Below are 13,179 nucleotides of genomic sequence, written 5' to 3'. Positions count from 1 at the left end.
CTTACCTGCCACGCCGGGGGATGAATGCCAATATGGTTATCAATGGGCGAGCAGAACGGGCACGCCGATTTCGGCCAAGAGGAACCGCGTTACGCCGCCGAAGATTGCCTCCCGCCAGCGGCCATGGCCGTAGGCACCCATTACGAGATAATCGGGACGCCAGTCTTTCGCTTCGGCCAACAGGCGCTCTTCGATACTGACATCGCCTTTGGCCGCGACGGCAATTTCCGCATTGACGCCGTGTCGTGACAGATAGGCTGCAACGTCTGTGACCGGGAACTCGTCGGGCGCCGCTTCAACCTCGGCAATCCTGACTGCGCTCGCCTCGGCAAGCAGGGGCCGCGCTGCACGCACGGCGTTCGCTGCTTCAAAGCCGCCATCATAGGCGACCATGGCCCGGTCAAAAGATAGGCTCTTGCACGACAGGGGCACGGCCAAAACGGGCGTGCGCGACGCAGTGACGACATCACTGACCAGCGCGCGACCCTGACCACCCACACGGGCTGCGGTATCGTCGAGCGACATGACCAGAATGTCCCCCAAACGGGCGGCGTTGACGAGGGCATCGACAATGGTGCCGTCGAAAATCTGCCAGTCCCATGGCAGGCCTTCGACTTTCAGATGCGCGTCAACGCCGGCCTGCATCTTTGCCCGCTCTTTCTCTGCTGCATCAAAGGCTTCGGAAATGAAATGCGCGCCACCGAACATGTCGAACGCGACATAGTCCTGCGGAGGGCGGGGCAAAATCAGGGAGAGATGTCCATTGAACCGTCGTGCGAGATCCAGCGCAACCTGCAACCGGCCTTCGAAGCCGGAATCGCTGCCTGCATGTACCATGATCGATTTCATCGCCATTTCCTTCCATTTGTGCCGACAAAGGGGGGTGAGTCGGCTTCACAAAGACATGCTACTCCCTTTTCCGGCCGGTTCGTTGATCGACGTCAAATTTCGCGCAGGCAGATGCGCTAAAGGACTTTTCATGTCGGTTATTCTATGTCAGCCCTTCCGCATGGAAACGGGGGAATCTGGTGCGGGCAGTTGCGTACTTCGGTCGGCCGAAGTTGGCGACGCAGCGGCGCTTGCGGCAATTTACGCCGCGCATGTCGAAAGTGGCAGTGCCAGCTTTGATACCGTGCCCCGCACGGTGGCAGAAACCGAAGAGAAAATAAGGGACATCAGGGAAAAAGGATGGCCGTTCCTTGTCGCAACGCGGGGGTCTGAAATTGTCGGATATGCCTATGCGTCGCAATTTCGCGACCGCCCCGCCTATGGATTTGCCTGCGAGGATTCGATTTATGTCCGGTCGGATCATGTGGGGCAGGGGATCGGATCGCAATTGCTCGCTGCGTTGATTACGCAATCCACCGCCTTCGGATTTCGCCAGATGATTGCCGTGATCGGGGGCGGGGAGCCGGCCTCTGTGGCGTTGCATGGCAAAATGGGCTTTGAACATGCGGGCCGGATGCGCAGCGTCGGACGAAAGTTCGGACGCTGGCTGGATAGTGTGTATATGCAGATTGCACTGGGCGAAGGAGACAGCTCGGCGCCGAAGCGCGAGCCCGATGAACGGAAGGCGCCGTCGAAATAGAATAGCCGCGAAATTGGAAACGCGGGAGAGAGAGGAGACATAATGGCCGATTTTGAACTTGTTGCAGATGGTTTGCGCTTTCCCGAAGGACCGGTCATCCTGCCCGATGGCAGCATCATCCTCGTCGAAATCGCGTCCGGCCAAATCACCCGCATTGCACCAGACGGCAGCAAGTCTGTGGTCGCCAAAACGGGCGGCGGGCCCAACGGGCTGGCGATGGGACCGAACGGCAAGCTATATTGCTGCAACAATGGCGGCTTTGAATATCTCGATTCAAACGGTTTTCTGGCACCGCGTGGCATCGCGAAAGATTATTCGGGCGGACGGATCGAGCGGATCGATCTCGATACAGGCGCGGTAGAAGTCCTCTACAAGTCGGGCGATTTCGGTTGCACGCTGCGCGGGCCAAATGACATTGTGTTCGACGAACATGGCGGCTTCTGGTTCACCGACCATGGCAAGGTCGATTATGCCAAACGGTGCCATGACATTGTCGGCATCTTTTATGCAAAGGCCGACGGCAGCCATCTGGAAGAGGTCATATTTCCGTCGAACAACCCCAATGGCGTGGGACTCTCGCCCGACGGGAAGACGCTCTATGCGGCAGAAACCTACACATGCCGTCTGATGAAGTTCAACATTACCGCCCCCGGCAAGGTTGCGGCGGATGCAGGACCGGGAGGACCTGGCATTCCGGTCTATCGCCCGGCGGGTTATAAATTTTTCGACAGCCTCGGCATGGAAGCCAATGGCAACATCTGCGTCGCCACCATCGGCGAATGCGGGATCAGCGTGATTTCGCCAGAGGGCGAACTGGTCGAATTTGTGGCTACCGATGACATCTTCACCACTAATATCGCATTCGGCGGTGAAGATATGCGCGATGCCTATATCTGCCTTTCGGGCAGCGGGCGGCTGGTCAAAACACGATGGGCACGACCGGGTTTGAAGCTCAACTATTGAAAAGGAACAGGTCGCATGCCGAGGCACAAGGAAGCCCATTTGATCGACCGTATCGGTTGGCTCCGTGCATCGGTGCTGGGCGCCAATGACGGCATTGTCTCCACCGCCAGCCTGATCGTCGGCGTCGCTGCGGCGCAGGCAAGTCCCGCCAATGTGCTGTTAACCGGCATCGCGGGGTTGGTCGCAGGAGCAATGTCGATGGCGGCTGGTGAATATGTGTCCGTAAGCTCGCAGGCCGATACCGAAAGCGCCGACCGCGTGCGGGAGAAGCTGGAACTGGAAACCATTCCGGAGAAGGAACGGGAGGAACTGGTCGGCATTTACGAAGCGCGCGGCCTTGATCGTGCTTTGGCCGAACAAGTCGCTGATAAGCTGACCGCACATGATGCGCTGGCCACGCATTTGCGCGATGAATTGGGAATGGCCGCCCACACGTCTGCCCGTCCGGTGCAAGCTGCGCTGGCGTCGGCTGCGTCCTTTGCGGTGGGTGCATCGCTCCCCCTCGCCATGGTGCCACTATCCTCCGCATCTACGCTCACATGGTCGGTGTCCATCGCGGCCTTGCTGTTTCTGGCACTGTTGGGAGCGATCGGTGCAAAAGCAGGCGGGGCGCCTATTGGCAAAGCGGTTTTACGCGTGACCTTCTGGGGTGCTTTTGCCATGGCGGCGACTGCGGCTATCGGGTCGCTCTTTGGCACCAGCGTCGCGTAAGAGGGTCTATGGCATTTAATACGGTTATTTTCGACTTCGGCGGGGTCATCACCTCGTCCCCTTTTGAGGCGTTCAACCGGATGGAAGCCGAACGTGGCTTGCCCCGCGATTTTGTGCGCAAGGTCAATTCGACCGATCCCGATAACAATGCCTGGGCGAAATTCGAGCGTGCCGAAATTGACGCCGAGATGTTTGATGCGCTGTTCCGGCAGGAGGCAGAAACCTTGGGCCATAGCCTTGACGGAGCGTCAGTAATTGCCTGCCTCGCAGGTGACATCCGTCCCGCGATGGTGGCCGCACTCGACCAGTTGAAGCGCGAGGGGCTGGCGCTGGGGTGCATCACCAATAATGTGCGGGCCGGACACGGCGCGGGCATGGCTGCAGACGGGGACAAGGCGCGGGCGGTGGAATCGATCATGGCCCGGTTCGACCATGTTATCGAAAGCTCAAAGGCTGGTGTTCGCAAGCCCGATCCGCGCATTTACGAAATGATGTGCGCGGCGTTGGCTGTGGAACCTTCGGCCTGCATTTATCTCGATGACCTGGGCATCAACTGCAAACCCGCCGCCCAATTGGGCATGGCGGCGATCAAGGTCACCAGCGGCGAACAGGCGTTGGACGAACTTGGTGCGCTATTGGCGTTGACCTTTGGACCGGTTGGCGGCTAGGCGATATAGCGTTCCGTCTCTCCCACATTACTGGAGCATTTCATGGCGAAAAAACTTTTCCCCGACGCGGCTTCGGCGCTCGATGGCCTTTTGAAAAACGACATCTTGATTGCCAGCGGCGGCTTCGGTCTCTGCGGATTGCCCGAAAGGCTGCTTGATGCGGTGCGCGACAGCGGGGTGACCGGCCTGACCTTTGTGTCGAACAATGCCGGTATCGACAATGAAGGCATCGGTAAGCTTCTGCGCACAAAGCAGGTGAAGAAGATGATCTCGTCTTATGTGGGCGAGAATAAAGAGTTTGAGCGGCAATATCTGGCCGGTGAGCTTGAGGTTGAATTCTGCCCGCAAGGGACGCTTGCCGAACGGATGCGTGCAGGCGGCGCAGGCATTCCCGGATTTTACACTAAGACGGGCGTAGGGACCCTTGTGGCCGAAGGCAAAGAGGTCAAAGAATTTGGCGGGGAGGAATATATCCTTGAACGCGGAATTTTTGCGGACCTGGCGTTGGTGAAAGCATGGAAAGCCGACGAGAGCGGCAACCTTGTTTTTCGCAAGACGGCGCGCAATTTTAATCTGCCCGCCGCAACCTGCGGCAAGGTGTGCGTGGTCGAGGTTGAAGAAGTAGTGCCGGTCGGCACTCTTGATCCGGACTGCATCCACCTGCCGGGCGTCTATGTGCAGCGCATGATCATCGGCGCGCCCTATGACAAGAAGATCGAGTTCCGGACTGTCCGCGAACGGGAACCTGCTTAATGCAGGACGGTCAAAAATTGCTCGCCATCGCGGGGTGGTTGAGTGCGGGTGCTGCGCTGCTCCACATCGGTTGTATAATCGGCGGAGGCGATTGGTATCGTTTCTTTGGGGCAGGCGAAGAGATGGCGAAAGCAGCCGAAGCTGGTTTATGGCAGCCTGCTATCGTCACCGCCGCGATTGCGCTGATATTGTTTATTTGGGCAGCCTATGGTTTTTCCGGGGCAGGCCGAATTGGTCGCATGCCTCTGCTTCGGACGGCTCTGGTCGCAATCGCCTCAATCTATCTGCTGCGGGGATTGTTCATCATTCCGATATTGATCTGGCCGCAATTGCGGTCGCCTTTCAATATCTGGTCGTCGTTGATCGTGCTTGGATATGGACTGGTTTACGCGGTCGGAACGTGGCGGGTGTGGCCCAGTATTTCGACAAATGCGCGTAAGTCAAAGGAGCTGGTTACATGAGCAGATATTTGACTATTTCTTTGGCCATATTGGCGCTTGCCGGATGCGCAACGCAAGCGGAACAGGTTGCCGCACCCGTCCTGACCAAGGAAGCTGTAGCAACGCAGATTGGTGAAAAGCCCACACCCACATCACCCCCCACGGGACAGCAATGGCTCTATGGTTCGGCCGAAGGAACGATTGCGTCGGCCCAGACATATCAAGCTATGGCGCAATTTGTCCGGGCCAAGGCATTGAACCGCGCGATCAAAACGCAGGCTGTACTGGCCGACGGCTCAACGCCCGATGCGCCGCGCTTTGATAGCTGCGGCACCAAGCCCCTGGCGGCGGTATTCGATGCGGACGAAACGCTGATCTGGAATGTGGGCGCGATGCGCTTCATGGCTGAACAGGGCAAGGATTTCGATCCGGCCATCTGGAATGCATGGGAAAAAAGTGGTGCCGGAAAGGCGCTGGCGATGCCCGGTGCGATAGAAGCGCTGAAGACCATGCGCGATGCGGGCGTGACGATTATCGCAAACACCAACCGGACATCCGCCAATGCCAAGGGCACGGAGGATACGCTGCGTGCCGCAGGACTTGGCGAGTTCAAGCATGGCGAAACGCTTTTCCTGATGGGCGATGATGTGACCGGTTCCAGCAAGGATGCGCGCCGGTCGACCATCGCGGCCCGTTACTGCGTCGTGGCGCTGGCCGGTGACCAGCTGGGTGATTTTGCCAATGCGTTTAACGCCAAGGGCATTTCAGTTGCAGACCGTAAAAAGCTTGCAACGCATCCAGCCATTGCGCCGCTTTGGGGCAATGGCTGGTTCCTGTTTTCCAACCCCGTATATGGTCCGTCGATCCGCGGTGGCTATGACGAGATATTCTCGGCTGAAACCAAATGGGAGCCTGCCCCATGAGCGGAAAGCCCGTTCCTATCGATCTTGTGCCCTATCAGGAATTGATCGGCGATAGCCGGGAGTTCCTGCGCGTCTGGGCGAAGGAGGGTGGTCCCGTCACCTGCTTTATCAACCCGGTGCCAGTCGGCGGCGATCCGGCGGGATTTGGAATCGCGCTGGTGGATTGCATCCGGCACGGGGCGAAGACTTGGGCGCGTGCCACCGGCATTTCCGAGACGGAGGCATTGGCCCGCATCTGGGAGGGCGTCGATGCCGAACGTGCGCGACCCACCGACATCATCACCGAAATTCCCACCACCGAAAAAGATGGACTGATACATTGAGCTGGACCCGCGACGAAATGGCCGCCCGCGCTGCACAGGAATTGCGCGATGGATATTATGTGAATCTCGGCATCGGTATTCCGACGCTGGTGGCGAACCATGTCCCTGCGGATATGGAAGTGACGCTGCAATCGGAAAACGGCATGCTGGGCATTGGTCCCTTTCCTTATGCAGGGGAAGAGGATGCAGACCTGATCAACGCCGGTAAGCAGACAATCAGCGAATTGCCGCAAACCGCCTATTTCGATAGTGCGGCCAGCTTTGCGATGATCCGCGGCGGACATATCGACCTGACCGTTTTGGGAGCGATGGAAGTTGCCGAAAATGGCGACATCGCCAACTGGATGATTCCCGGAAAGATGATCAAGGGCATGGGCGGCGCCATGGATCTGGTCGCAGGGGTCAAGAAGATCATCGTTGTGATGGAACATAATGCCAAGGACGGAAGCCCGAAATTCATCCCGAGTTGCACCCTTCCCCTGACCGGCAAGAATGTCGTCGACATGATCATTACCGATCTTGCGGTTTTTCAACGGCCGGACCACGCCTCACCCTTCCGCCTGATCGAGACGGCACCGGGCGTGACAGTCGAAGAGGTCGCGTCCAAGACCACAGCACATTATGAGGTTGCGGTTTAACCGAAACGATGCGGCGGATTACCAAAGCGCTGATTGCTGTGGGTATTGGAGGGGCGGCTGTCTGGTACGGTCTGTCCGGAACCGCCGTCGACAGTCCGGCGGCAATGATCCGCGCGATTACGAGCAAGAAGGCCTCGAATCTTCCCGATACGCCGGAAGAATGGAAAGGCCGGATTGACTATGTCGATCTGGACGGACGTCTTGCCGCAATGGCATCGCGGCCGGAGATGGCGGGTCTCGCCGTGGCCATTGTTGAAAATGGCGAGCTCCGCTTTGTGGGGACTTACGGCGTGCTGGACCGCACCGACGGAAGCCCGGTTACGCCTGCCAGCATCTTTCGGTGGGCCTCCGTCTCCAAAACAGTGACCGGGGCGCTTGCGGCAAATTTGGCGAGTGAAGCCGCTATCGATTTGGAACAACCTGTGTCGTCGTGGAAAAGCTCGCTCCGGCTTCCGGGCGGGGCGGAAACACGACTGACATTTGCGCAATTGCTGGCCCAGCAAACCGGGCTCACCAAAAATGCCTATGATGAAAAGCTGGAGGAGGGCGAAAATCCGGCCGACTTGCGGGCGCGGCTGTTCGCTGCGCCCCTGCAATGCCTGCCCGGGACGTGCCATACTTACCAGAATATCGCCTTTGACGATGCCAGTGAGATATTGGCGCAGGCTGCCAAGCGGCCTTTCGCGGATGCGGTCAGCGAACGGCTGTTCCTGCCCTTGGGCATGACCAGTGCGACCTATGGTATGGCGGGACTGACCGGGGCCAAGCAATGGGCTCGTCCGCATAACGGCGCGCAGGTTCGCACCTTGCGCGATGCCTATTGGCGGGTGCCCGCCGCTGCTGGGGTGAATAGCAACATTGTCGACTTTGCCCGCTGGATGCAGGCGATGATGGGGCAGCAGGCGAAGGTGTTGCCTGAATCGACCTTGCGCATCACGCATATGCCCCGTGTCGCCACACAAAATCTTTATGGTGGGGCATTGCGGCAGGCGAACAGCGATGCGAGCTATGGCCTCGGCTGGCGGAATTTCACCTATGACGGCCATCGCCTTGCAGGGCATTCGGGCGCTGTCGACGGCTATCGCGCGACCATGATCTTCGAACCGGCCACGCGCACGGGCGCCGTGGTGATGTGGAACAGCAATTGGGGGCGACCGTTTCGCATTCCGTTTGCCGTCATGGACAGCTATTATGGGAAAGCGGATAGCCAGTGGCTGGACTTCAGCGATTTGCCACCGTTGGCGTCGACCCCCGACGCGGAACAGTGAAAGGGCATTTTTGTGACATACACACTCATCACCGCGAACCGGAACTATTCGAGCTGGAGCCTTCGGCCATGGTTATTGATGACCTATCTTGGCATCCCCTTTGTCGACACGCTGGAACCCTTTGCTGCGGTTAGCAACTATGACGCGTTCCGCGCCTTTTCGCCGACCGGCCAGGTGCCGGTGCTGAAGCATGATGGACGCACCATCCATGATTCATTGGGGATAGCCCTTTACCTTGCCGACCGGCACGAGGGGATTTGGCCGATGGAAGAAGCAGCCCGGGCCTGGGCGATGTGCGCGACCTGTGAGATGCATGGCGGATTTAGTGCCCTGCGCAACGACTGCACCATGAATGTTGGTGTGCGTGTCCGAACCAAGCCAATGTCCGACGCGCTGCGCCGCGACGTGGCGCGCATCGCCGAACTATGGACCGAAGGGTTGGACAATTTTGGCGGCCCCTTCCTTGCGGGCGAAAAATTCACAGCGGTCGACGCCTTCTTTGCCCCGGTTGCTTTTCGTGTGCGGACCTATGGCCTTGATGTCGGCAAGGCCGGGCAGCAGTGGGTCGATCATATGCTGGGCCTCGATCCGATGCTGGCATGGGAAAAGGATGCCTTGACCGAAAGCTGGCGTGAAGAAGGGCATGAAGAAGAGCTTCGGGCCTGTGGCGAGGTTACAGCCGACTTCCGCAAGACGTAAATGAAAAGGGCCGCCACATGGGCGACCCTCTATCTGCTATTGGGGGAGGAATTAGACCTTGTCGCCTAATGCACCCTTCACCTTGCCCTTCAGGCCTTGAGCTTCGCCTTTGCGCTCTTGCGCCATGCCTTCAGCTTCAAGCTGCGGGTTGTTGGTGGCACGGCCAGCAGCCTGCTTGATGTTGCCGGCGATCTCGTTGCCGAGGCCTTTGGCTTTGTCTTTCAATTCGCCCATGATCTGTTCCTTTCTGCGCGATCCGGCTCTGCGGAACTGCAGGCCGATACGCAGAGTCAATCGCTACGCGGGTAATTGGTTCCATCCTTCATCCCCGGGAAGATGCTTTCGACCGAAGCGCATGGGCGAATGCCTCGCCCGAATCAGCGGCAAATCGCAGGAAAAGTGAAGGCTCTATCAGCTCCAATTCCATCAATCGGAAACGGCCTTCCCCATCGCGCAGCATGTCCACCCGCGCATAGGCCAGCGCCTCGGTTTGCGTGATCTTCGATGCCGCTGTCAGCGCTGCTTCGGCTAGGTCCTTCGACAGGGCCGGCGCTTCGGTTGCTTCTTCATAACCGCCAAATTGGTCCTGCACGCGAAAATCGTCTTTGGCGGGATGTTTGATGATGGCGTGGCTGAAACGACCCGCGAAATAGAAAAGCGAATATTCCCCTTCATCAGCGATGTTGGCCAGATAGGGTTGGATCATCATACGCTGCCCCCGCACCGATGGCGGGATCGGATCGCCCCGTTCAAGGCGGAATGTTCCGTCGGCGCCGCCCGATATGGGGGGCTTGATGACCAATGCCGTCGCGCCGAACGCGACACGCGCTTCCCCCAGTGCTGCGTCATCCAGTGCTTCAGCCATGCGGGTCGGCACCGTTGCAATGCCGGCGGCCTCCAGTTCGGCCAGATAGGCTTTGTCGCTATTCCAACGCAGGATTCGAACAGGGTTACTGACATGGATGCCGTCGCGCTCCAACCGGTCGAGCAGATCGAACCAGCAGGGGCAATCGCGCTGATATCCCCAGGCAAGCAAGGGGGTCACTAGATCATATTCCGTCAAATCTTTTGCTTGTGTCCAATCGACAAAGACCGTGTCTTCACCAAGCAGGCGAATATAATCGGCCTTTATATGCGACCAGTCTTCTTCATATTTGGGAACAGGGCAAAATATTGCTAGCGAGGCCGGTCTCATTCGCCGGCCATTTTCAGGATTTCCTTCCACTCCTCCGGTCGCACCGGCGCAACGGACAGGCGGGACTGGCGGATCAGCTCCATCGCGGCCAGTTTCGGGTTGGCCTTGATAGCTTTTAGGGTGACGCTGTTGGCAATCTTGCGCACCGGCTTCACCTTCACGGCCACAAAGCGGGCCTTTTCATCAGTGGGATCGATGAAATGCTCCTGGCTGATCGTGATGATCCCGACAATTTCGAGGCCGATATTGCTGTGGTAGAAAAAGGCCTCATCGCCCACTTTCATTGTCCGCAGGTGGATGGCTGCCGTATGGTTGCGTACCCCGTCCCACGTGCCTTCGCCTTCGGACACCAGATCGTCATAGCTATATACGTCGGGTTCCGACTTCATCAGCCAATATTGTTTTTTCATGCGAAAGCTCCTGTTTGATCAAAGTCAATTTCGCTGGCCACGCTTTAGGTCAAGGGCTATTTGCATGGATATGAGTATGATGCCTATTATTTCACTGCGCCACGACGACGCTGATGCCCTTGGCCAGCAGCTTGGCGATTCCTTCAAGACCTATGGATTTGCAACTGTTGTTGACCATGGCCTGGACCCCGCGCTGGTTGCCAAGGCCTGGGCCCTGACCAAAGAGCTGTTCGAGCTGCCCGAATCGGAAAAGATGGGCGGCTATGACAAGGCGCTCGCAGGGCAACGGGGATATACGCCGTTCAAGACAGAAATCGCCAAGGGTGCCGAATTCCATGACCTGAAAGAATTCTGGCATGTCGGCCGGACGATGGACCCGTCCAGCCCGCTCGCTACATCGATGTTGCCCAATGTCTGGCCACCTGTTCCCGAATTCAAAGAGACCTTTGAAACCCTCTATGCCGAAATGGACAAGGTCGGCGCGCGAATCCTGTCCTCGATTGCCCGTTATCTCGAATTGCCTGCGGACTGGTTCGATCCGGCCATTGCGGACGGCAATTCGATTTTGCGCCTTTTGCATTACCCGCCCATCGCCGGCGACGCGGAAGGTTGCATACGCGCCGGCGCGCATGAGGATATCAATCTGATTACTTTGTTGCTTGGTGCAGAGGAAGCCGGCCTGCAGATCCTGCGCCCGGATGGTAGCTGGATGGACGTGTCCCCGCCGGAGGGTGGCCTCGCCGTCAATGTCGGCGATATGTTGCAGCGATTGACCAACCATGTGTTGCCGTCGACCACCCACCGTGTGGTCAACCCGTCGGGCGAACGATCGCGTTTCAGCCGCTATTCGATGCCCTATTTCCTGCACGCCCGTTCGGACTTCCCGATCGCGACGCTGCCGCAGTGCATCAGTGCGGACAATCCGAATCGTTATCCCGATCCGATTCTTGCAGACGATTATCTGAAAGAGCGGCTGATCGAAATCGGCCTGCTCAAGGCATAGCGGGTTCGGGCGGCTTGCGTTTGACGAGCAGGTTGACGACTTCCATGAATGTCGCCCGCGCTCCGAACCAGAGCATGGCGGTATAAACGATCCCGCCCGCAGCCGCGAGCGCGGCCAGATGAAGCAGGGCGGGCACATCCGGCCACAGCGCGGTCAGGACCATATGGTCCAGCGTCCAGACAAGTCCCGCCATTGCGGCCGCTGCGGCAAGGCCCGGCAGAACTGCACTGGCCAGACCGGCGATACCAAAACCGATATGCGGCCGCGCCTGGTAGATGGTGAATAGAAGAAGGATCGGAAACGCGACCAGCCATCCCCAGGCGAGGCCATCGGCGCCATATTGGACGGCGAAGAGATAGACGCTTGGCATGAGCAGTGCACCGAAGAGCGAATTGCGGACAACGATATTCGGCAGACCCAGCGCATTTAAGGCGGGCGCAAATAATATGTGCAGCGTCATCACCGGCATGGCCAGCGCGAGAATCGCGACAAGCGGCGCGGCCTCGGTCCATTTGGGTCCCATCACCACATCGACAAGCGGCTGCGCGGTGACCGCCATGCCGAGATAGAGCGGGCAGGATATAAGCATGATCAACCGCACGGCTTTCAAAAAGCCGGCGGAGAGCGCCTCCCGGTCATTTTGCAGCCTGGCATAGGCGGGGAAGGCGACTTCATTCAGCGGCGGCACAAATTTTGCGGCAAAGATCTGCGTCAGAAACAAAGCCTCGGCATAAAGGCCCAGCTGATGGTTATCGAAGGCGCGTCCGGCGATGAAGATGTCGCACTGGCTTTGCACGATCCAGAAGCCATGGGCGACCAGCATCATGGTGCCGAAGCTGAAAATCGATCCTGCTCCTTTGAAGTTGAAGCTTGGGCGCACCCAGAATCGGGTCGCAATCATCAACGCAATTGCCCGCGTCCAGAAAATAGCGATGGGTGCGAAGACAAGAGTCCAAACGCCGTAGCCATTAAAGGCCATCCCCAAAGCAATCACCGCGCCAACAAATGCGGATGTCAGATTCACGATCGCCGGCTTTTTGAAATCCAGATTCCGGGTGAGCATCGCTTCGGGAAGAATCAGGAAAGGCGTCGATAGATATATAAGTGACTGCCACCGGAGCATCTCGCCCACGACCGATTCTTCATAATAGGCTGCCGCGAGGGGGGCGACGGCGAAGAATTGGATGGCGGCAAGGCCCGCATTGAGAAGAATCAGCATGCCAAAAGCCTGTCGAATCCGAATCGGCTCGACCTTTTCCGACTGAATCAGTGCCGAAACGAAGCCGTAGCCATTCAAAAAGTTGAGAAAAACGAGCACGACCGATGTCATGGCAAATAAACCATAGTCGCTCGGCTCAAGGATTCGGATGACGGAAAGAGTCGCGCCCCAGCTGATCAGCTGCGACAGGATTTGCGTCCCTGATCTCCAGAAAACCGCGGATTTAACCCGCTTTCCAAAGTCTTCGGACGCTACATCTTGGTTCAGGGCACTAATATCCATGCTCTTCCTGTTAAGGGCAAAAGCTTACCAAAGCCTCGAATTTCCGGGCCAGTGCAAAATTTTTGAAATAAAATTGCAAAAGGCTGTTGACGGAAT

At 58.0% G+C, this 13,179-nt stretch carries 17 protein-coding genes; 12 read left to right on the top strand and 5 right to left on the bottom strand.

The genetic code is table 11. From position 1 onward, the window contains the following. Positions 1-39: 39 nt before the first annotated feature. Complete coding sequence (locus EUU25_RS11300) at positions 40-849, bottom strand: universal stress protein (RefSeq protein ID WP_158901040.1); 810 nt, start codon at positions 847-849, stop codon at positions 40-42. 160 nt (positions 850-1,009) lie between these two features. Here EUU25_RS11300 and EUU25_RS11295 point away from each other — a divergent pair, with 160 nt between their 5' ends. The 11 genes from EUU25_RS11295 to EUU25_RS11245 are packed head-to-tail and all read left to right on the top strand — an operon-like array spanning position 1,010 to position 8,974. Then, complete coding sequence (locus tag EUU25_RS11295) at positions 1,010-1,588, top strand: GNAT family N-acetyltransferase (RefSeq protein ID WP_158903356.1); 579 nt, start codon at positions 1,010-1,012, stop codon at positions 1,586-1,588. 42 nt (positions 1,589-1,630) lie between these two features. Beyond that, entirely contained in the window at positions 1,631-2,551 is a 921-nt protein-coding gene (locus tag EUU25_RS11290; RefSeq protein ID WP_158901038.1) for an SMP-30/gluconolactonase/LRE family protein, read from the top strand. A gap of 15 nt (positions 2,552-2,566) precedes the next feature. Beyond that, on the top strand, positions 2,567-3,262 hold the full coding sequence (locus EUU25_RS11285) for a VIT1/CCC1 transporter family protein (protein WP_158901036.1): 696 nt from the start codon (positions 2,567-2,569) through the stop codon (positions 3,260-3,262). A gap of 8 nt (positions 3,263-3,270) precedes the next feature. Next, positions 3,271-3,930, top strand: a complete 660-nt coding sequence (locus EUU25_RS11280) for an HAD-IA family hydrolase (RefSeq protein WP_158901034.1) — start codon at positions 3,271-3,273, stop codon at positions 3,928-3,930. Positions 3,931-3,972: 42 nt separating this feature from the next. Then, positions 3,973-4,683 (top strand): CoA transferase subunit A, encoded by a 711-nt coding sequence (locus EUU25_RS11275; RefSeq protein ID WP_158901032.1) that lies wholly within the window; start codon positions 3,973-3,975, stop codon positions 4,681-4,683. Further along, positions 4,683-5,144, top strand: coding sequence for a hypothetical protein (locus EUU25_RS11270; protein WP_158901030.1), 462 nt, complete (start codon positions 4,683-4,685; stop codon positions 5,142-5,144). The genes EUU25_RS11275 and EUU25_RS11270 overlap by 1 nt, the downstream gene beginning before the upstream one ends. Beyond that, a complete protein-coding gene (locus EUU25_RS11265; protein WP_158901029.1) occupies positions 5,141-6,046 on the top strand; it encodes a 5'-nucleotidase, lipoprotein e(P4) family in 906 nt (301 codons plus the stop codon). Before EUU25_RS11270 ends, EUU25_RS11265 begins: the two co-directional genes overlap by 4 nt. Continuing rightward, positions 6,043-6,369, top strand: a complete 327-nt coding sequence (locus EUU25_RS11260) for a DUF5076 domain-containing protein (protein WP_158901027.1) — start codon at positions 6,043-6,045, stop codon at positions 6,367-6,369. The genes EUU25_RS11265 and EUU25_RS11260 overlap by 4 nt, the downstream gene beginning before the upstream one ends. Further along, positions 6,366-7,007: a CoA transferase subunit B gene (locus EUU25_RS11255; protein WP_158901025.1), complete on the top strand. Its 642-nt coding sequence runs from the start codon at positions 6,366-6,368 to the stop codon at positions 7,005-7,007. Before EUU25_RS11260 ends, EUU25_RS11255 begins: the two co-directional genes overlap by 4 nt. 8 nt (positions 7,008-7,015) lie before the next feature. Continuing rightward, positions 7,016-8,275: a serine hydrolase domain-containing protein gene (locus EUU25_RS11250; protein ID WP_246162692.1), complete on the top strand. Its 1,260-nt coding sequence runs from the start codon at positions 7,016-7,018 to the stop codon at positions 8,273-8,275. A gap of 12 nt (positions 8,276-8,287) precedes the next feature. Beyond that, on the top strand, positions 8,288-8,974 hold the full coding sequence (locus EUU25_RS11245) for a glutathione S-transferase family protein (RefSeq protein ID WP_158901023.1): 687 nt from the start codon (positions 8,288-8,290) through the stop codon (positions 8,972-8,974). 51 nt (positions 8,975-9,025) lie between these two features. Here EUU25_RS11245 and EUU25_RS11240 read toward each other — a convergent pair whose 3' ends face one another. The 3 genes from EUU25_RS11240 to EUU25_RS11230 all read right to left on the bottom strand — a co-directional run bounded on the left by EUU25_RS11240 (position 9,026) and on the right by EUU25_RS11230 (position 10,579). Next, positions 9,026-9,208, bottom strand: a complete 183-nt coding sequence (locus EUU25_RS11240) for a CsbD family protein (protein WP_158901021.1) — start codon at positions 9,206-9,208, stop codon at positions 9,026-9,028. Between the two features lie 88 nt (positions 9,209-9,296). Further along, a complete protein-coding gene (locus EUU25_RS11235; RefSeq protein WP_158901019.1) occupies positions 9,297-10,169 on the bottom strand; it encodes an ATP-grasp domain-containing protein in 873 nt (290 codons plus the stop codon). Continuing rightward, a complete protein-coding gene (locus EUU25_RS11230) occupies positions 10,166-10,579 on the bottom strand; it encodes an EVE domain-containing protein (protein ID WP_158901017.1) in 414 nt (137 codons plus the stop codon). The genes EUU25_RS11235 and EUU25_RS11230 overlap by 4 nt, the downstream gene beginning before the upstream one ends. A gap of 64 nt (positions 10,580-10,643) precedes the next feature. Here EUU25_RS11230 and EUU25_RS11225 point away from each other — a divergent pair, with 64 nt between their 5' ends. Beyond that, the gene (locus EUU25_RS11225; protein ID WP_158901015.1) at positions 10,644-11,582 is read left to right on the top strand and encodes an isopenicillin N synthase family dioxygenase; all 939 of its coding nucleotides are present in this window, start codon (positions 10,644-10,646) and stop codon (positions 11,580-11,582) included. Here the strand turns inward: EUU25_RS11225 and EUU25_RS11220 are convergent. Further along, a complete protein-coding gene (locus EUU25_RS11220; protein WP_158901013.1) occupies positions 11,572-13,083 on the bottom strand; it encodes a lipopolysaccharide biosynthesis protein in 1,512 nt (503 codons plus the stop codon). The genes EUU25_RS11225 and EUU25_RS11220 overlap by 11 nt on opposite strands. Positions 13,084-13,179: the final 96 nt, after the last annotated feature.

It is taken from the genome of Sphingorhabdus lacus (assembly GCF_009768975.1).
GTDB classification, from domain to species: Bacteria; Pseudomonadota; Alphaproteobacteria; order Sphingomonadales; family Sphingomonadaceae; genus Sphingorhabdus_B; species Sphingorhabdus_B lacus.
This window is presented reverse-complemented; position numbering and strand designations above follow the sequence as displayed.